This window comes from Nostoc sp. (assembly GCF_036917155.1).
Lineage (GTDB): Bacteria > Cyanobacteriota > Cyanobacteriia > Cyanobacteriales > Nostocaceae > Nostoc.
Map to the genome: position 1 here is coordinate 13273 of NZ_JBALDZ010000121.1, position 17734 is coordinate 31006.

17 protein-coding genes and 1 pseudogene are annotated in these 17734 nt (G+C 43.1%); 7 read left to right on the forward strand and 11 right to left on the reverse strand.

The window, feature by feature from the left end; all coding sequences use genetic code 11:
* From cmr4 to V7K67_RS17010, 3 genes are read left to right on the forward strand one after another with little or no spacing between them, the layout of a single operon-like run.
* On the forward strand, positions 1–906 hold the full coding sequence (cmr4, locus tag V7K67_RS17000; protein WP_335167608.1) for a type III-B CRISPR module RAMP protein Cmr4: 906 nt from the start codon (positions 1–3) through the stop codon (positions 904–906).
* Between the two features lie 2 nt (positions 907–908).
* On the forward strand, positions 909–1298 hold the full coding sequence (locus V7K67_RS17005; RefSeq protein WP_335167610.1) for a hypothetical protein: 390 nt from the start codon (positions 909–911) through the stop codon (positions 1296–1298).
* 26 nt (positions 1299–1324) lie between these two features.
* Entirely contained in the window at positions 1325–3049 is a 1725-nt protein-coding gene (locus V7K67_RS17010) for an RAMP superfamily CRISPR-associated protein (RefSeq protein ID WP_335167612.1), read from the forward strand.
* Positions 3050–3121: 72 nt separating this feature from the next.
* Here the strand turns inward: V7K67_RS17010 and V7K67_RS17015 are convergent, their stop codons facing one another.
* The 4 genes and pseudogenes from V7K67_RS17015 to V7K67_RS17030 all read right to left on the reverse strand — a co-directional run bounded on the left by V7K67_RS17015 (position 3122) and on the right by V7K67_RS17030 (position 6048).
* Positions 3122–3208, reverse strand: a complete 87-nt coding sequence (locus tag V7K67_RS17015) for a zinc ribbon domain-containing protein (RefSeq protein WP_334729698.1) — start codon at positions 3206–3208, stop codon at positions 3122–3124.
* Between the two features lie 167 nt (positions 3209–3375).
* The gene (locus V7K67_RS17020) at positions 3376–3861 is read right to left on the reverse strand and encodes a hypothetical protein (protein WP_334729694.1); all 486 of its coding nucleotides are present in this window, start codon (positions 3859–3861) and stop codon (positions 3376–3378) included.
* A gap of 139 nt (positions 3862–4000) precedes the next feature.
* Positions 4001–4438 (reverse strand): annotated as a pseudogene (locus tag V7K67_RS17025) (hypothetical protein); the annotation flags it as partial.
* A 38-nt stretch (positions 4439–4476) separates the two neighbouring features.
* A complete protein-coding gene (locus V7K67_RS17030; RefSeq protein WP_334729693.1) occupies positions 4477–6048 on the reverse strand; it encodes an adenosine deaminase in 1572 nt (523 codons plus the stop codon).
* 418 nt (positions 6049–6466) lie between these two features.
* On the opposite strand from V7K67_RS17030, the gene V7K67_RS17035 reads away from it, so the two are divergent.
* The 4 genes from V7K67_RS17035 to V7K67_RS17050 all read left to right on the forward strand — a co-directional run bounded on the left by V7K67_RS17035 (position 6467) and on the right by V7K67_RS17050 (position 8664).
* On the forward strand, positions 6467–7456 hold the full coding sequence (locus V7K67_RS17035) for an adenosine kinase (protein ID WP_335167614.1): 990 nt from the start codon (positions 6467–6469) through the stop codon (positions 7454–7456).
* A gap of 115 nt (positions 7457–7571) precedes the next feature.
* On the forward strand, positions 7572–7736 hold the full coding sequence (locus tag V7K67_RS17040) for a hypothetical protein (protein ID WP_334729691.1): 165 nt from the start codon (positions 7572–7574) through the stop codon (positions 7734–7736).
* 62 nt (positions 7737–7798) lie between these two features.
* Positions 7799–8188: a Pepco domain-containing protein gene (locus V7K67_RS17045; RefSeq protein WP_334711278.1), complete on the forward strand. Its 390-nt coding sequence runs from the start codon at positions 7799–7801 to the stop codon at positions 8186–8188.
* A gap of 89 nt (positions 8189–8277) precedes the next feature.
* Positions 8278–8664 carry a caspase family protein gene (locus V7K67_RS17050; RefSeq protein ID WP_335167617.1) on the forward strand — a complete coding sequence of 129 codons (387 nt, stop codon included), beginning with the start codon at positions 8278–8280 and terminating at the stop codon, positions 8662–8664.
* 32 nt (positions 8665–8696) lie between these two features.
* Here the strand turns inward: V7K67_RS17050 and V7K67_RS17055 are convergent, their stop codons facing one another.
* The 7 genes from V7K67_RS17055 to V7K67_RS17085 all read right to left on the reverse strand — a co-directional run bounded on the left by V7K67_RS17055 (position 8697) and on the right by V7K67_RS17085 (position 17657).
* Positions 8697–9533 (reverse strand): SWIM zinc finger family protein, encoded by an 837-nt coding sequence (locus V7K67_RS17055; RefSeq protein ID WP_334729689.1) that lies wholly within the window; start codon positions 9531–9533, stop codon positions 8697–8699.
* A 5-nt stretch (positions 9534–9538) separates the two neighbouring features.
* Entirely contained in the window at positions 9539–11521 is a 1983-nt protein-coding gene (locus tag V7K67_RS17060) for a DEAD/DEAH box helicase (protein WP_335167619.1), read from the reverse strand.
* A 275-nt stretch (positions 11522–11796) separates the two neighbouring features.
* The gene (locus V7K67_RS17065) at positions 11797–11949 is read right to left on the reverse strand and encodes a hypothetical protein (RefSeq protein ID WP_334729687.1); all 153 of its coding nucleotides are present in this window, start codon (positions 11947–11949) and stop codon (positions 11797–11799) included.
* A gap of 534 nt (positions 11950–12483) precedes the next feature.
* The gene (locus V7K67_RS17070) at positions 12484–12912 is read right to left on the reverse strand and encodes a jacalin-like lectin (RefSeq protein ID WP_334729686.1); all 429 of its coding nucleotides are present in this window, start codon (positions 12910–12912) and stop codon (positions 12484–12486) included.
* Positions 12913–13073: 161 nt separating this feature from the next.
* Positions 13074–14603: a DUF6519 domain-containing protein gene (locus tag V7K67_RS17075; protein ID WP_335167621.1), complete on the reverse strand. Its 1530-nt coding sequence runs from the start codon at positions 14601–14603 to the stop codon at positions 13074–13076.
* Between the two features lie 25 nt (positions 14604–14628).
* Positions 14629–17127 (reverse strand): hypothetical protein, encoded by a 2499-nt coding sequence (locus tag V7K67_RS17080; RefSeq protein WP_335167623.1) that lies wholly within the window; start codon positions 17125–17127, stop codon positions 14629–14631.
* A gap of 2 nt (positions 17128–17129) precedes the next feature.
* Positions 17130–17657, reverse strand: coding sequence for a hypothetical protein (locus V7K67_RS17085; protein WP_335167625.1), 528 nt, complete (start codon positions 17655–17657; stop codon positions 17130–17132).
* Positions 17658–17734: the final 77 nt, after the last annotated feature.

Here is a 17734-nt window from a genome sequence, read left to right on the forward strand (position 1 = left end):
ATGAGTGATTTTCGTACTGGATATCTTTATACACTTGCACCAATTCATTGTGGTGGCGAAGGCGATTTAGGAAACATTTTAGATATTGTCCGCGAAGTTCACACGGATTTTCCTTACATTCCAGGTTCTTCTCTTAGAGGTAGCCTACGCTGGGATATCAACTCTCTTGACTCAGTCGCCGCAGATAAATTATTTGGTAGGGAGTTAAGTGCAGATGGACAAATGGGGGTTCATCAAGTTTGGTTTGGCGATGCTAGATTACTTTGGGTGCCGATGCGGACAATGGCAATGAATGGCAATCGGAATGTGTTTACCTGGGTAAGCTGTCATTCGCTGATCCGCGACCATGCATTACTATCTGGGCTACCAATAAGCGATTTTCCCGATCATCCTGTAGGAACTCAAACGGGTAGTTATTACGTCGCTGACGCTCAATTACAAGTTTCAGCACTTACGGAATCCCAAAAACAAGCGATCGCACTAGCGGGAGATTGGCAGCGATCGCTTGCTGATGCGGTTCAGCCAACCTGGAATAATCACCGTATCGTCCTTGCTGATAGCGATTTTCAAACCTTAATGGAGCATTCACTGTGGACGCAGATTCGCAACAAAATTAATAAAGTTGATGACGAAGATGAGGAAGATGATTCTGAAGGTGGTGCAGAAATATTCTGGACTGATGTTTGCATTCCTAGAGATACGATTCTCTACTATCCTTGGGGTTACAAATTAAACAAAATTAATTCTGTAGCCCAACAGGAACATAATTTATTGATGGATGTTATTACAGGCTTATTTCAAATTGGCGGACAAGCCAATGTTGGGCGAGGTTGGGTACAAGGTTGGGTAACAAATAGTACTTTACCTATATTAAAGACAAATCAACCTATCCCTGTGGAGGCGTAGTCATGCTTAAGCCAGAACAAATGAGCCTGACCGCTCATCAACATATTCAAAAATATCTTGAAAGCAGCCCCAACACAGTAATTAGTAAAGAAGAACTAAACGCGATTTTAAGACTATCTCAGCATTTGCGGGTTTTTGGTTTACTCTCAGCCGCAGCCTATGTAAACCAAACAAATGCCCAAGAAGGAAAAGTGCGATCGCGTATTCTTCCGGTGTGGAAATCGCTCCTTGGTCAACTTATAGATTCGCAAAATCTGCCTTCTGAAAAAGAACTGCGCGAGGCGATTGTCCAAATGGCAAATGATGAACCAGCAAAGTATATGGCGACTTGGCGTCAAGCAATGATTCTATCTAATCATTGGAATTTTTGGGCAAGAGCCTATTCTGCATAATTGTTCTTTTGACTTTTAATTAACTTATGTACACTGGCCCCCAACTGGTTAAATTACTGGAAAAGCAACATCAACGCCGAGAAACATCAAATTTATTCAAGAAAGATACTTTTACCCTGCAATGGAGAAGTAAAGTTGGTTCATTTCCCCATCCCGATGTAGAGACGATGGTTTCTGCGGGAGAACCAAGTGGCGCTTGGTATGTTACTAATGGACGACCAGAAGATAAACGCCAATTAGACGAAAACTTGGATAGAATGCCAGAACTACCCCTGAATGGCTATATTCCTGGTTCTTCAATTCGGGGAATCGTGCGTGCATGGGCAATGAAACGTCCCAGCATTCGTAATCAAATGTTGGATTTGTTGGGATCTCAACAAGGAAATGTCATTAAAGCAGGCAAAATTGAATTTTTAGATGCATGGCCTGAAATAGCAACTAAGCTTGTTTTGGATATAGTTAACCTACAGCAAGATTTCCAAGTCTACCACAAGGGGCAAGGTAAACCACTTTCAATTTACACTTTGGGAGATGGTGAGGATACTATTCCAGTAACAGTGGCAATTCGAGGGATTCAAGGGTTAGCTAGTCCCCAAGATGTACAAACAGTTTGGGAATGGGTACAACAAGCACTTAGTATTCATGGAGTTGGTAGTCGTACCTCTGCGGGATATGGTCAGATTAAAGCACCCACAAGTTTTAGACCCTCAGCACAATTGCGCCAAGCTGAAGATGGTTCCACTACTAAAACTTTTGAATTTAAACTCTACAGCCAAGGTTGTGCTGGTGCTGATCGGCAACAACAAGATTTTCGCCCGTCCCATTGGCGCGGTTGGTTGCGTTCTTGGATATTGCGGTTTCTGTTGGGTGTAATGTCCAAAGATAATGCAGAAAAAACCTTATGGGAACTAATGGGAATTATAGAGCCAGAGACCCGCAAAGGTTGTGTACAAATCCGCATGATCCCAGAGCAAGAAATTTGGGGTGAGCGATCAATTAACTCGCCTTACTTTTATGTTTGGGAAGGTAAATTACAAGTTACTGCACCTAGCGAAATTCTCAACAAAATTATTCTCCCAATTATCCGGTTTGCAGTTAGTACAGGAGGTGTTGGTAGAGGTTGGCGACGACCTTTACATATTTTCCACATGAATAACGGCTATGCTGCAACGAGGGGAAGTCATTTAATCATCAAACACCAAGTTACTAATCCAAACACCAAAAATCGAGAGACACAACTTTACAGGCTGCCACTCAATCCAGAACGTTGGACTTCTACCTATGATAATTGGTTGGTGGCTGTGCGATCGCAGTGGACTGACAGAATTAACATTAATGCAAATCAGTCATTAGAAGCTGAGGTATTTTCACCCCGTACTTGTGCTGTTTATTCCGTTCCTGGTTGCGAAGCTAACCCAATTGATGAGAATGATTTGGAATGGCTAGAAGCTGATGCAGTAGCAACTCGTGGAGAAGGTATGCACCTGATTTACGAACAAACTCCTCCCCGTAATTACAAACGTAATCCAGATATTGGTGGGAATGCTGCGACTGGTAATCCTCATTGTTCATGGGCAAGTATTAAGCTAATTAATATACGCAGTCAAGAAATAGACGTGGATTGTCAAGAGATTGTTTGCTTATTTATGGGAGGAAAATCACCTCATTCAAATCATATCCGTGCCCACTTTCTTCAAGATTTAAACGCAATAGAAGGAAATGTACATTTATTTGGAGTTTCTGCTATATAAATACTAGACTTGTCTAGACATTTACTTCTTACTTCAACGGGAGTGTTTGGGAGGTTATCCCTCAGTAAGCTTTCACGATGAAGCCAACCGTGATAAATTAATTGCCGCGTTCAAATCCCTGTCCATCGAATGACCACAACTTCCACAGTTGTAAGACATCTCCGAAAATGAATGTAGAGACGTAGCAGTGCTACGTCTCTACAAGGATTCTGGGTAACGCATATTTAATTTCTGGAGATGTCTAATGCAAGAATTTTGAATTGGAGCGTACCCCTGCGGGGATCTTACTACGCGCAGCGTCTCCAAGAGTTGCGACGTGACTTGATTTAATATCTATCATTACGCAAATCATCGACCACATCTCTACTAACAGCAATCTCTATACGACGTTTGGCTTGATTAATATTAGCTTCTGCTCTGTTACGTAAACCGACAGCAGAACGGTTATCTTCTTCTCTGGATATATCTTTCTCCGCACTCCGCAACAGTTTATAAATAGCACGGAACCTATCTAGATGTGCTATGGAATTATCAACTTGCGGATTATCATCTACATCTTTACGATCATAAACTGCTGCTCTATCAATCTCTCTAATAGCGTTATGAACGTTTTGATATGCTATTTTTGTTTCCTGGACAACATTGGATTCATCAGAATGTTGCAGCAGTATTTCAGCTTTACGCAGGTCACTACGTGCATGGAGATAAAAGGGGTGCTTGCCAGAAATATCTGCCAAAGCAATGCCATGAGTCAGAGAAACTGTTAGCAATCCAGTTAAGATGCCAATCGAACTGATTTTACGCGTCATCATAGTTTGGAATTAAGTAGAAAATCTAAACCCATTTAAAAATTAGACTCCTTCATCGCTCAAAAAGTTTAATCTTATACATGTCAATGTTGTGTCAATATATGTCAAAATTGCGACATAGAGGCATACCTGATATTAACACGATAGCACTGGCTAAATTCTTCAACGCCATACCCATCAAGCGTAAACATTCCTGTGCATTTTCTTTGTGTGGTTCAACAGCTAGCGATCGCAAATCAATAGACATCTCCGAAAAAGAATGTAGAGACGTAGCACTGCTACGTCTCTACAAGGGTTATGGGTAACGCATATTTAATTTCTGGAGATGTCTAATGGTTTTTTCCAAGGCTTGCTTCACTTGCTTGTTCAGCGCTTTGGTCGCCTGTTGGGTCATAGTATTTCCCCATTGTTGGGAAGGGCGTTGAACAAATGCGTGTTCTAGTTCCTGAATACGTTGCTGGAGTTGTTGATTCTCAGTCTCCAACTGTCGTAACGATTCCATTTCGTCTAGACGCTGCTGCAATTGAATATTTTGCTCCTTCTGTCGTTTGAATAGTTGCTGCAAGGATTGGATTTGTTCTTATACCTGGGCTTCGGCTCATTTTTCGTGAAAGTCAATCAAAGCCAGTTCTGCAATGACTCAAACCGAGCAAATTCCGACTCTAGCTGCCATTGAATCCGCGCACGCTCGCTCTTGTGCAAAAAAGCACTGCACCCAATAGAAACAGAGGTTTCATCAGGGGTATCGCTTGCACAAGCTGGAACCATTGCCTTAAACTCAGGCGACTTCCAGAGACTATTTCCTGGAGCGAAACTATATTCTAAGCTATTACGAGCCAGTCGCTTGAGGTCTTTATATCCCAGCCCATATCTCGTTGCCGCTAACAGATACTCATGACTCAAATCGATGCGGGAAATGCCTTCATCATCGGAAGCAAGGGTCATTGGTACTCCAGCCTTCCAATACTCCCTAAAAGGATGGTTATCTCCCTGGACATTCAAAATGATCTCATTACTAGTCAGGCAGATTTCGACTAACACACCGAGTCGCTGCATTTCATTCATCAACTCAAAGGGACGCTCCTCAAAAAGAATATCCACGCCATGTCCGATGCGAGATGCCTGTGCCACTTCTACTGCTTGCCGAATATGAAAACGTAAATCCTCGGTCGGAACCAAACCCAGGGTTAACTCTCCGGAATGGAGCGCGACCTTGACATTGGGAAATTGGCGTTTGAAAAATTGCAGCATTTGCATTTGCAGGGTGTAGTCGCGCAGTGCAATCGGGTTGTCTTCTGGACCGACGAGATTGATGCCAACTACCCGCTTTTGAGATGAAGCTAGTGCAAAGGCATAAGCTAACTGAGCAAACACTTCAACGGGCGATTTTGTTCTTGTCGTTTGCTGCAAATAACTCACTGTCACTGCACATCCAGGCTGTGCCGATGGAGTGCCGCAACCGAGTGTTTTCGGGACTTCGCGCTCCAACTGTGCAAATTGCTGGCTGCCTAGTGTCACTAGCTTGGTTAATCCTCCTTTGAGCAATTGACGGTGCATCAGAGCAAAATCTTTATTCCAACCAACTTCACGCCCTAGCTGTCGAACCTCACTGCCCTGAACGGTAAGCATTAACTCTAGATAGGTAATATGCTGCGAAGCTGCCCGATTTGCGACTGACGCAACCATATCATCCCAACGGTTCGTAGAATCTGATATTGTCCCAAAACCACTAAAAGCGTCAAAAAATTGGTCGTGTCCGGATTTTCCCGCAAATTGGAGGTTACGAGTAGACCAACGATTTATTAGAGAATCATAAATAGATGTTCGGTTTAACAATTCTGAGGCGGGAAAATAGCTACTGTCCTGACCGCAAGCTAATGGTTCAACTAAAGCCTCCACCTTTGGATTCACACAATACCCATCGATGGCAGCCCACTCCAGATAGTGTTCTGCGTACACAGCCCCGCTTAGATGAGTGTGGATATCTCCTCCCTTTGGCATTCGCTGTACAAATGCTCGTAAAGCGGCTGGCTGGGCGCGATGGACTTCAAACCAACTAGCAGTTTGAGCTTCACTCCGAGTCGAGGACTGCTGCTCTTTAGATGGGACTTGGGCTGCTACACTGAAAACAAAACAGCTAGAACTCGTTAATACTCCTAAAAACAAATATAAGGGCGCTCGTTTATGCATATAGATTTATTTTTTTGTCAAACATGACCATAATTATCTGCTGAAATTGCCGCATCATTGTAGCGTTTATCTGCGGTAATAAGCATTAGACATCTCCAGAAATTAAATATGCGTTCTCCAGAGTCCTTGTAGAGACGTAGCACTGCTACGTCTCTACATTCATTTTCACCAGATTGTCTATTGAAACACCGATAAATGATTCCGAAGAGTGATTACCCTAAAATCAACTTGTCGGGTTTGAAAATGGACAAACCGCTTTCAGCTAGAATTTTCTTTGCAGAGATTAAACTGCTGTAGCCCAAAGACACTGAAAAAATGCGGGTCTACGAAATTATCGACAAGCAACTCTTAGGGAGTTGTCTATCTGTTATTATCAGTTCTGTTCGAGTCAGACAGAAATTATTCTCGGAGATAAACAATGGGCAAGAAATATGATGTTTATGGTGTCGGTAATGCCTTAGTAGATATAGAATACGAAGTATCAAGAGAGTTATTACAAGAGTTAAAGATTGATAAAGGTGTAATGACACTCCTAGATGAAGACAGTCAAAATCATATTTTGGAAAATCTCAAAAATCTTCATTGCCATAAGAGTTGTGGAGGGTCAGCAGCAAACACAATGGTGGCAATTAGTCAACTAGGAGGAAAAGCTTTTTATTCCTGTAAAGTGGCTAATGATGAATTTGGAGACTTTTACATCGAAGATTTACTCAAGTCTCAGGTAGATACCAACTTAAAAGATGGCGACCGCCAATCAGGAATCACAGGTAAATGTTTGGTGTTAGTAACTCCCGATGCCGATCGCACCATGAATACATTTTTGGGAATTACTGGAGAATTTTCTACACAAGAATTAGTATCATCAGCGATTGCTGATTCAGAATATGTATATATCGAAGGATATTTAGTGACTTCTCCCACAGCAAAAGAAGCAGCTATAAAGGCTAGAGAAATAGCTGAAAAAGCGGGAGTAAAAACTACCATGTCCCTATCTGATTACAACATGGTGAAGTTTTTTAAAGATGGTCTGTTAGACATCATTGGGTCTGGTTTAGACTTGATTTTTGCTAATGAAAGTGAAGCATTAGAACTAGCAGATACACAAGATTTTCAAGTAGCTGTAGATAAACTAAAAACCCTGAGTAAGCAATTTGCCATTACTCGTGGTGCCAAGGGTTCAGTAGTATTTGATGGTCAGAAATTAATCGAAATCGCTGCACCTCAAGTCAAAGCTGTAGATACAGTGGGAGCAGGAGATATGTATGCAGGAGCTTTCCTCTATGGAATTACCCAAGGTATGAGCTATGAAGAAGCCGGAAAATTAGCATCGGCCGCAGCTTCTAAGATTGTTACATCCTATGGACCAAGATTAAAAACTGAGGAATTAAGAGCATTAGTTACTGCTTAGAGGGTGTTTGAAAAGTTTTGAGGGGTCAAATTTTCTGCCAGCATTATAAGCCTTTATGAAGAGTGCTGAGTACATAGTGCTATCCATGTACAGCACTCAGCACTCAGTACTGAGTATGGTAAACAGCTATATTGTTGCACTCACCGGATCTAAAGCTTGGGTAAGGTTGAGTGGGGTAGGTGAATACCCAATGTGTGAAGAGATCCGACAAGTAATTAAGAATGGTAATACTTTTACCTTCACTTCTAAAAAAACTCTAGGACGAGTTATAGGGGAGTAAGTATTGACAACGGTAGAATAGTTGCTAAAAACCAGTTAAACCGAGAGGAATAGAGAAATCTTATGTCAGCAGAAATCCCCACCCCGAAAATGATGTGGATTATTACAGAAGAAACCGAAGCTGCAACTAGCCATGAAGCAGTTACAAGAGGATCGAGAAGTAGTTTTGATATCGGAGAAAGGCTTGGCGCAGAAATCACAGAAACAACGGAATTAGTAATTACCAGACGAAAAGCGGTAGAAGTAGGGAAACTCAAACAGGAAATGAAAGGCTTTCTGCAAGCAATGAGAGAAATACTTGACGAAGCTGATGAACTGGATTCTCAAATACAGCTTGATGAAGTAGAGTTATCAGTAGAAATAACTGGAGAAGGACAAATCAGCTTGCTTGGGATTGGTGGGGGAAAAGCTGGTGCTAAAGGAGCAATGACTTTCAAGTTCAAGCGGAAATAATCAATAGACATCTCCAGAAATTAAATATGCGTTATCCAGAGTCCTTGTAGAGACGTAGCAGTGCTACGTCTCTACATTCTTTTTCGGAGATGTCTAATAAGGACATGGGTAAAAATTGGGTAATTGTAGTCGGAATCAACAATTACGATAATCTTCAGTCGCTAAATTATGCCAAAGGAGATGCAGAGGCGATGAAGGCTTGGTTTGAGGATGAAGCTAAATTTGACCAAGTTTTTTTGTTTACAGAAGATTCTCCGGCTATAAAAACAAATCCACCAATACAAACTCAGCCGACACAAGGTAGATTTAAACGATTTTTGAATGCACAGTTTGAAAAATCATTATTGAAACCAGAAGATAATTTGTGGTTCTTCTTTGCAGGACATGGGAAACGCTATGTAGACCAAGATTACTTGATGTTTTTGGATAGTGACCCATTGGTGACAAGGGTGTTAGCCAGAGACTATGTAAAGTAGAGCAGTTAAAGAAAGTAGAAAAAGTGCTGAAATCAGAATTGATGATTTTTGGTTTTGACTCGCTGATACAGTTCTTCCATTGTTTCAATAAAGGAAGCATCATTGTGCCAGAAATCAGGAAAATCCCCTTGTTTCTTAATCAAAATTGCAGAGATACTACTTGAAGTCGCCACTTCAATAGTTTGTGGTAATCGCTTTGTACCTAACCAAAATTCTCTGGCATTTGGCATTTGGTTAAGAGATTGCTTTTCTAGCTTAGTGTACAGCGAATTAGAAAGTTCTAAAGGAATTTCCTTAGTATTCAATTCCTCAGAGAGAGCTTTTCCTAAAGGAGAATCAGCTAGTTTGGCTTGAAGTTCTGCTTTCGATAATCCCCGTAATTCAAATAACAACCAGGGATTATTATCTAATTGAGAAGCCACTAAATAGTAAACTCCAGCAATGTGCTTACAGGGATTAGCATAATCTGGACAAGAGCATTTAGTTTTGAAATCCTTACTACTATGGGGCAATAAATGTAGTCCCAAATGAGAGAAAGTATCTTCAATATTTTCTGGGACTTCATTTAGCAGCAATCGAGAAATGATGCTGGCTTTAGAAGAAAGCTTTTGGATAGCTTCATTCCAATGGGTTTTAGCAATAGGTGTAATCTGAATCTCTATATTATAAGTTGGTTCTTTGTAGACTCCAAAATAGGGATTAACTGAGCCTCTGACTTTGGCAGTAATTTTATTTAAGTCAATCTCAAAACTTTTGACTTTACCACCGCTAGCATAAGACCGTCCTCTTTTAAGTCGGTTATCATCTGTAAAAGCTTCTAGTGCTTGAATAAAGCGATCGCCCCACCAAGTTCGACTAAATTTAGCCATAAAATCTACTCCAAAATTGCACTCTTGTTCAATGAAATCAACCGCTTAAAGGCTTCATTATCTAATTCGGTGAGCCAAGATTCATCACTACCAACAACAGCATCAGAGAGTTTTTTCTTATCTTCAATCATTTGGTCAATTCTCTCTTCTAAAGTCCCAATAGCAACAAATTTATGCACAAAGACGTTCTTTTTCTGACCAATACGGAAAGCACGGTCAGTTGCTTGGTCTTCAACTGCTGGGTTCCACCAACGATCAAAGTGAAAGACATGGTTGGCTTTCGTGAGGGTGATACCTACACCCCCTGCTTTCAAAGAAAGGATAAAAACCGATGGCTCTGTATTTGGGTCTTGAAATTCGGTAATCATTTGTTCTCGACGTGGGCGACTAGTGCCACCATGCAAATAGTAAGTATTGCAATGCAGACTATGTTTGAGATGTTTTTCAATCTTTTCACCCACTTCCGTAAATTGACTAAAAATGAGTAAACTTTCTCCTTCATCAACTGCCTCCTCAACCATCTCTGCTAACCGACTGAGTTTGTGCGAACGCAGTGGTGAAAAATCGCTCCCATCTTGCAGAAATTGGGCTGGATGATTACAAATCTGCTTCAATTTCATCAGGGTTGAAAGAATCAATCCTTTGCGCTGAATTCCCTCTGCTGATTGCAATTGTTTTTCTACATCTAGTACCACCACTTCATAAAGCGATGCTTGCTCTTTGGTCAGGTTAGTGTAGAGTTTTTGTTCCACTTTATCTGGCAAGTCATTAATAATAGATTGGTCAGTTTTTAACCTTCGCAGAATTAAAGGTTCTACCAGTTTTTTCAAGGTGGCAGATTTCACGCGGTCATTGTCTTTTTGAATCGGAATCTCGAAGATTTTCCGAAACTGGGCTTCTTTACCCAAGTAACCAGGATTGAGAAAGTCTGCTAACGCTAACTTCAAAGAGGGGTCTTGTTTGCTGGCTACTAGAAATTGAATTTGCCAATTGTCTATTTGTTCATTAGAAGGAGAATGCAACTGGAAGCACAAATGAAAAGGTGAATCAGCTTGAGTACGGGTTATTTTGGTTTTCCACACCAACCATTGCCGATATTCCTCGAGGGCAGTATTTGTTGTGAGTGGGTTATGCTGACGAGGAGAAAAACAAGATTCAATTAGAGAATCAGCAATTTGTTTGTCAAAAGCAGCTGTTGATGGGGTGTGAGTCACTAAATCATCAAGTACATATTCGGAAAAGTGACGCAATAGTGTTTCTTGCTCAAAAAACTCAATAGGATAGCTAGCTGTTGCTTTACCTGCCACACAGATTAGTGGCATATAGTCAATATATTTAAGAATATTTGCTTCATATTGTTCGGAAATAATTTCCCAGGTGGCATAAATTTCAAATGCTGCTAAATAAGTCTTGTTTTTGCCTTTTTTCTTCGGATTTTCCGATGATAACTGTCGATATTTTAGTGCGGGAATAAATTGGTCTTTGAGGATTACTTGTTTAAAATTTTGAGTGTAATGATACCAAAATAATAAATCTGAACCAATTTGAAAACTCTCGGCATTATATATTGCTAAAAAATGGATATCTTGAAGTAGTTTGATAATATTAAGTGCTGTGACATTTTTGGTAGATACTACTGTTTCATAACAATCTATCTGCCAATATTGGAATTCTTCATAGCTGTCAGTCAACTCAATTTCTAAATACTTGGTTAATTCTGGTGAAGGTAGGGGCTGATTATTGGTGGTTGGTAAGGCAAAGTATTTAGGAGATATGCGTTGGCCAAATTGAGTATTGTGTTCTTTAATTCCCAATTCCTGTACTAAAAAGGTGATTAATTCATCTTTGAACAAATGTCCAGGATGAACTTGTTGACTATTCGTGTGACTTTTTGGGAATAATTGAGTTTCTACCCACAAATAAAAAGACCCTGACTGAATAAAGTCAGTTTCCTCGTTTGGTATCCAGGTGCCATGAAGTATTTTCATCGTTGTAATGTCTCTGGATTGTTCGGAAATTCACGCGCCTTAGAATTACTTTAGCAAACATAGTGTTACACAAGCAGTTCTGGATTTATCTTGTTACCGAAAACAGGGTATGGGGTGTAGGGAAAGACTGTTTCCCCCATGAGCGACTGCACCAAGAAGATGGATTTCGAGATACATAGTGCATATTTATAGCGCGGAGCCGGAGCCACTCTGCCGAGGCGTCATTATTTGAAACTTTTGGTTGTTGGCATACTTGCCCACCTTAAGAGCGATCGCTACACATAGTGAAAAAACAGTATATTATTGACTAAGTTAGCTTTAGATAACTTAGCTACTGATTCCGCCCGTGACGATGTGATTTTCTGGTAGCGTAAGGTAGTCTGAATATTTTCATGCCCCATCAGCGCCCGTAGCTCCTCAATCGCCATCAATCCTACTCCAGATCATGCAGCCGAATGTCTTTGGGTTCATGGCTTTGGTTAATTACTTTTCTCCAGTCTGCCAGAACTGCTTCATAACTTACTGGCGTTATAACTTTGGTCGTTGGGTGCCCGGCGGTGAATAATACCCTGGATGGGGAGTGGCGATAATATCTTAATATAGATATAGTCTTGTAAAGCAATTTCTCCCAGCCCTGTTTACAACTTTTGGCTGTCATAGTTTCGACATAAGTCAGTAATGTGTTTGTCAATCAGATGTGCAATGGTTAGATTCGTGAAATGAAGCTGATTTTAGTGACACACAAGGCAGGATTTACCTGCCTTACTTCATCTTTAGGACTAAAACGCCATCTCATTCGCAGCTTTCGTTATGGTAAAAGCCCCGCCCGATGTTAAGCGGAATCAACAATTGGTTTGGAGGTTGATACCCTGCCCCTTGTGGGCGGTCTTTCATCTCAGCACTCTCTTTGCCGAGGAACTCAGCACTCTTCATGGCGTTCTGTATTCTCAAACCGTAGTTCTTTAATGCCAAAGTTCGCGGTGGATTGCACCAAGCGTGTCCACATAGATCCCAGACCTGCCAAAGAATCCAACAAGCTCTGAGCCTTGAGGAATTTGAAAAGAATAGTCATTACTTCCCCCCTCACCACCATAGATATACGATTGGACGTTGGTTTTGATGATTAACTTGTCTACATAAATGCCACTTTTTCCGTGGAGTACCTCGATCGCTTCCCCCTTTCCAAGCACATATTGATGCAGATCCCCACTATTGCCACCATGTTGTTGAGAGTTTTTCCTATTACTGTATAACAATTGTACGGAGTTTATGTATTCTCCATGTCTGATTGTCCAACCAATGACATGTACATCATTAGGGATGGGCCCATCCTCAAATGGAGAACCGCCTTGACCACCAATACTTCCTAAGAAAAAAACTTGCTTAGACATAACCCTCTTTTATCGTTTTTGTTGGAGTAAATTTTGAAAACCTTGTTCAGTCCCGAATGGCACTAAGAAAAGCTTTCATCCCCAGCAATCAAGTACGAAATACGCAACTACGTTGCTGTTTCTCAGGGGTTTTCAGCATTTTCCTTATAAGACTTGCTCGATCACCGCCAGAAGCCAAGCCCACAAACGAGAATAGCGAGGAAGCTGAAAATCAACGAGATAACACTGAGGGTAAACGTCTTTTTATACTGGTCAAGGATGTTCTGGTGCTGATTGAGGATGTCCTGCAGAGTTTTGTTGAGTATTCTATCACTAATTGATATTTTAACTAGATTGTCAAAATGATTCTGGCAGGATTCCAGAATCTTAATTGTTCCAGTTCCTTTACCCCCACAGATTTCGATCACTCGTTCGATGACTGCTAACGGACAGACCCACAAACGAGGCCCATCCGGAGGCTGAAAATCAACAAGATAACGGTGTGGGTAGACCTCGCATGAGGTGCTAGGCCGTACAGCGATCGACCAGTAGTCTCCTACATGAAATAGTTTGCCCTCCGAGGTCGTTTGCAAAGTGACCTGCAAACCCGTATCTCCTAAAGCTACTGCCATGTTTGGAGTAAAGGGAAGTTCATCTTGCCATACGCGTAAAAAGATTTGAGGTGTTTGTTGCTGATCCCAATACGCAGTTGGCAAAGCCTTGCCGTCAGTATCAGTCGCAGGTAGTTTAAGGCTTTGGGTATCGCTATCATAAGACACGGTGAGTTTAAAAAACTTACCAGTTGCAGATGCGATGTAATTCCCATTGCTTAGTTGTGCTGCTGAACGCAGCACTTCTACAACTTGGTTTGTCTTTGGTTGATGAGACGCATCCACTGGTCTCTTTTGAAAATGCAAAGTCTGACCATCTTTTGTATCCACACGGTAGATGAAAGACGCATTATCAAAGCCCCAAAGGAGCTTATTAGAACCCGAAATTTGGACGCGGATCAGCTGATTATCTGCGCCAAGATAGCCTCCATTTGCCTGCGGATTGCTAGAACCGACTGAACTACCCAAATCCTGAAAACTGGCTTTAAGAGTACTCCAAGACTCCAGTCGCATCGTATGGGGGTCGAAATGCAGTCCTTCTGTCTCCCACTTCTTGGCTGCTATAGTCATCGCGTCGTTGCAGTCCTGTGCTTCCGTGCTTAGGCGCTTGATGCGCTGGATCAGACGCAGACGTTGAGCAGTATCCGGTCCGCCAAGCGCCACCTCGCGCAAGTCCGAATCCTCAACAGCACTCACTTCTTGTTCGCGTAAGTACAGATAAATAAGCTCGTTATATATACTACTCTTGGCAGATAAGTCAACCCAATCCAGATCGGTGCTGCAGTCTAGCCAATCCTGCTGAACGCTATACTTGATATAATGGGTAAGGAAAGCACGCAAGCCACCTACATACATAGTGCCGGGACAAACCGAGAAATCGAAGGGCAGCTGCATTGGCTGTCCCGTCAAGTCAATCGCATACCCCTTGTCAGGGGTGCCACTGCTGCCAACAAAATCAAGCGTCTCTTTGCGGATTTCCTCGTTAACAATCTGTTGCGCTTCGTTCCAATCCGCCTCAACAGTTACCCTACCTTGTTGCATTACCACTGCACGGTACTGCCGATATTCATCGTAAGATATGCGTGCTCTATCGCTGCTCATATGCTCTCCTTAACTCCAAAATATCTCAGGTCACGTAGATAATTACTGGAACCAACCCCAGTGGCATAAACTCTTCGTACTTGATCAGCAAGCTGCGCTCTTTGATGAGGTTTTTCTCCCGTGCAAAGACACCCATTTCCGAGCCATTCTCTGCACCGCCAGCAATCGTAGCGCCCACAGTGTTCGACAAAATGGCGGTATCAGCACTTTCACTCAACTGGGCATAACCAGATTGGCCAAAGACGCGGGTGGTAAATAGAGGTGCTTGCGGCGCAATTTCTACGCTCTCGTAGGGTCGGGGTAGGACGCTGCCAGAAGCCCAAGCGCTGAAGCGTACACAGCCAAGCTGCACGTTTTCCACCAGCACGACATCATTCAGAATACATTCGCTAGCATCTAAACGATGCAGGTAGGCTGGTCCCAACAGTGTACAGCGACTCAGAACAACTTCTCCGTTGCCGAGAGCGATCGCCTCATCTGCCAAATCTAGAGGATAAACCCCTGACAAGAGCAACCGATTGAGACGGATAAGGTCTGCTCCTGAGGGATTCTGCGCGATTAGCTCTTGAGTCGTTGCCGTTAATCTCACTTGCCGAAACCGCTGCGAGTCATACAACGATGATCCAGAAATCAGCGTGTTCAATCCTGTGATCAATGCCTGCTGCAACTCAGGTGATGGAGAATGGTTACTATCGTATTCGTTTAACAGTTGCTGCGTAGAGGCGGCTAACTGCCCTTTAAGATATTCTGACACAGAATCGTGGGCATCACGTAGTTTGGATGCTAGACCTGTTGGGTCTTTTAGGTTCGTTATCTGAAGTAGTCCCAATTCGCTAGTTCCAATTGCTTGTACAATGCTATCAGACAGAACTAAGGTTTCGACGTTCGCTGTTTTGCCACGTGTCCTGATTGGACCCATGATGCATCGATCAAATGTCATCTGTCCCACCTCAGCTTCTATCCAAAGTTGGCAGGGGATGAGGTCTCTACCATCCACAGATTTCCCATACAGGGTAGTTGGAGTTTCAGCGTCTCCAGAGCTACCCGGATCGAAGGTACAGCAAGTGATCGTTATACTAGCAAACTTGCCCTTCAGCACGATGTCGCCACCACTGACGAATAGACCCTCCAGAACCAGATTGCTGCCAGCCTCCCCAGTAAAGGTCCATTCCCCAATATTGGGTGCAGGTGCGGGCAGTCGAATGAGGGGGCGGGTTTTGTTTGCTGACCGCAAAGTCACGTTCTGAATATTTCCCACAGCGATCACGGCACTATACGTTAGTGAGTCTGCAATCGTGATGGTTCCTGTGGGAGCAACTGCACCCAGTGGTGTCAAGAGCGAGTCTGCACCTCCTGTCACCACGGGCCGAATTTCAGGGCTTGGCAATGTTGGTAGTTTCTCTCCAGGGATGCGACGATCAAAGCCCCCTGCACCAATAAAGGACGAAAAGCCGTAATGATAAAGCACCTGTAGCGTTGTATTGTCATCAGCCACTGGTTGGACGCTGAATGTGCCCTGTTCTGGGTCAATCGTGACCGTAGAGACAGGGAGCAAATTAGTGTGTCGGAAAACGCCTAGTGCATTGGGAGCTAACTCACCTCTTTCATCGAGCGTGGCATAAAGAGTATCGCTGTGCGCTTGGAGTAGAGGCTTGGTGATTGGTGTGGGTAGCTGCCATTCAGATGGCGACACCCATTGGTCACCAAAGGGGCGGGATGATTTGGCAAAGAGCCAGATATTTCGGCCTGTTGGGTCAAAACTATAGTGACCTGGACTATTCTGAACTAGAACAGGTGTTGTTTTTACCTGCTCGATGTCTTCTTTTGGCAGATCCACTGGCAAGCTATACAATCGCCAGAGAAACACGCCGAGGCGGGGAATATTATGCCAGCCCACCTGTCCACTCCCGAAGCGAAAATCAGCAGTATAAAAGTACTCGTCAAAGGCTGTGTGAGCTTTGGTAGCTCCATAAACGTTGCGGATATCTGCCCAGCCACCGATGCCAGTGTGCGTTAAAGAGCCTACTAGCCCCTCAGTGATCTGAAGAGTCAGACTATCAGCCTCATCAGATGTTTCTGGAGGCAGCCCAATTTCTGGGTCGAGGCTGTGGCGCGTTCTGCTCAAGCGGCGGAAAAATTCCACCACACGCACATCCCAACCAGTAATGTCTGCGGCGATTTCCTCCAGAATCGCAACGGTTCCTGCACGCCTCCGATAGTAAATTGTATTGGCAACATCCAATCGCTGTCCTCGCGCATCAAGGCTAGAAATAACCCTGGTTGCTAGCAAATCAGCAATATAGGGAATGAGCCAATCATCGCAGGTTTCAATAGACTGATCTTCCCACATGCGGTCAATGCTACGGCGTAGAATGGCTGCTTGAGTACCAATACGGTTAACTATTTCCCGCAAAGGACCAGATGTGTCAAAAGTATCCATGTCCTGAGTCCGATAGACAGCAGGCAGCAGGCTCCACAGCTTGTCAGCGTAGTAAATTTCGTAATGGTCGCGGTCACTACCCATACTTATGTTCCCTCCACGGCGATGGTGAGATTTTCAGCTAACAGTTGATAGAACTTGCCTTCGCCAGGAACGTAGCGACAGGGGGGAGGCAATAAAGAGACGGTGTTTGCAGAAAATTGGAGACCATGCACTGCAACTACCCCAGGAACGCTCTGGCAGGCTGCATAAATTTGACTCTGATAGACAGACTGTCCAATCTGGATTGCATTCGCGCCAAATAAACCTGCATCGGCATCGAGCAGAGCTGTCTTGACACCAGCAACCACTGCATCTTGGAGATTTGTGGAGTTGATGCAAAGAGTTAGGGTCAGACTAATAGGGATGGCGATCGCCTGCTTTACCATTACGGGACGATTGGGATCGTCCGCATCGTTGAGTGCAACTCTAGCAGCGTTAACTGCATTAACATCATCTCCGACATAAATTAATACTAAAGTTCTTTGCTCCTCTGGGTTCCAAGTCCAGTAAGCTTTTGCCTTGGCAACGCCAGGAGCTTGAGCCGCGATCGTCTCGTATTGGACTTTGGACAAAAAGAAGAAGTTCGCGAGTGTGACTCGCGAAATAAAAACTACGCATCATAAATTACACCAGTTATTTTTCAAACTGA

Coding starts and splice junctions, on each gene's coding strand:
- V7K67_RS17050 (WP_335167617.1), top strand. CDS start 8,278: ATGTCTAATAAGGACATGGGTAAAAATTGGGTAATTGTAGTCGGAATC.
- V7K67_RS17040 (WP_334729691.1), top strand. CDS start 7,572: ATGGTAAACAGCTATATTGTTGCACTCACCGGATCTAAAGCTTGGGTA.
- V7K67_RS17030 (WP_334729693.1), bottom strand. CDS start 6,048: ATGCATAAACGAGCGCCCTTATATTTGTTTTTAGGAGTATTAACGAGT.
- V7K67_RS17010 (WP_335167612.1), top strand. CDS start 1,325: ATGTACACTGGCCCCCAACTGGTTAAATTACTGGAAAAGCAACATCAA.
- V7K67_RS17065 (WP_334729687.1), bottom strand. CDS start 11,949: ATGGCGATTGAGGAGCTACGGGCGCTGATGGGGCATGAAAATATTCAG.
- V7K67_RS17075 (WP_335167621.1), bottom strand. CDS start 14,603: ATGAGCAGCGATAGAGCACGCATATCTTACGATGAATATCGGCAGTAC.
- V7K67_RS17015 (WP_334729698.1), bottom strand. CDS start 3,208: ATGTCTTACAACTGTGGAAGTTGTGGTCATTCGATGGACAGGGATTTG.
- V7K67_RS17055 (WP_334729689.1), bottom strand. CDS start 9,533: ATGGCTAAATTTAGTCGAACTTGGTGGGGCGATCGCTTTATTCAAGCA.
- V7K67_RS17070 (WP_334729686.1), bottom strand. CDS start 12,912: ATGTCTAAGCAAGTTTTTTTCTTAGGAAGTATTGGTGGTCAAGGCGGT.
- cmr4 (WP_335167608.1), top strand. CDS start 1: ATGAGTGATTTTCGTACTGGATATCTTTATACACTTGCACCAATTCAT.
- V7K67_RS17035 (WP_335167614.1), top strand. CDS start 6,467: ATGGGCAAGAAATATGATGTTTATGGTGTCGGTAATGCCTTAGTAGAT.
- V7K67_RS17020 (WP_334729694.1), bottom strand. CDS start 3,861: ATGATGACGCGTAAAATCAGTTCGATTGGCATCTTAACTGGATTGCTA.
- V7K67_RS17045 (WP_334711278.1), top strand. CDS start 7,799: ATGTCAGCAGAAATCCCCACCCCGAAAATGATGTGGATTATTACAGAA.
- V7K67_RS17080 (WP_335167623.1), bottom strand. CDS start 17,127: ATGGGTAGTGACCGCGACCATTACGAAATTTACTACGCTGACAAGCTG.
- V7K67_RS17060 (WP_335167619.1), bottom strand. CDS start 11,521: ATGAAAATACTTCATGGCACCTGGATACCAAACGAGGAAACTGACTTT.
- V7K67_RS17005 (WP_335167610.1), top strand. CDS start 909: ATGCTTAAGCCAGAACAAATGAGCCTGACCGCTCATCAACATATTCAA.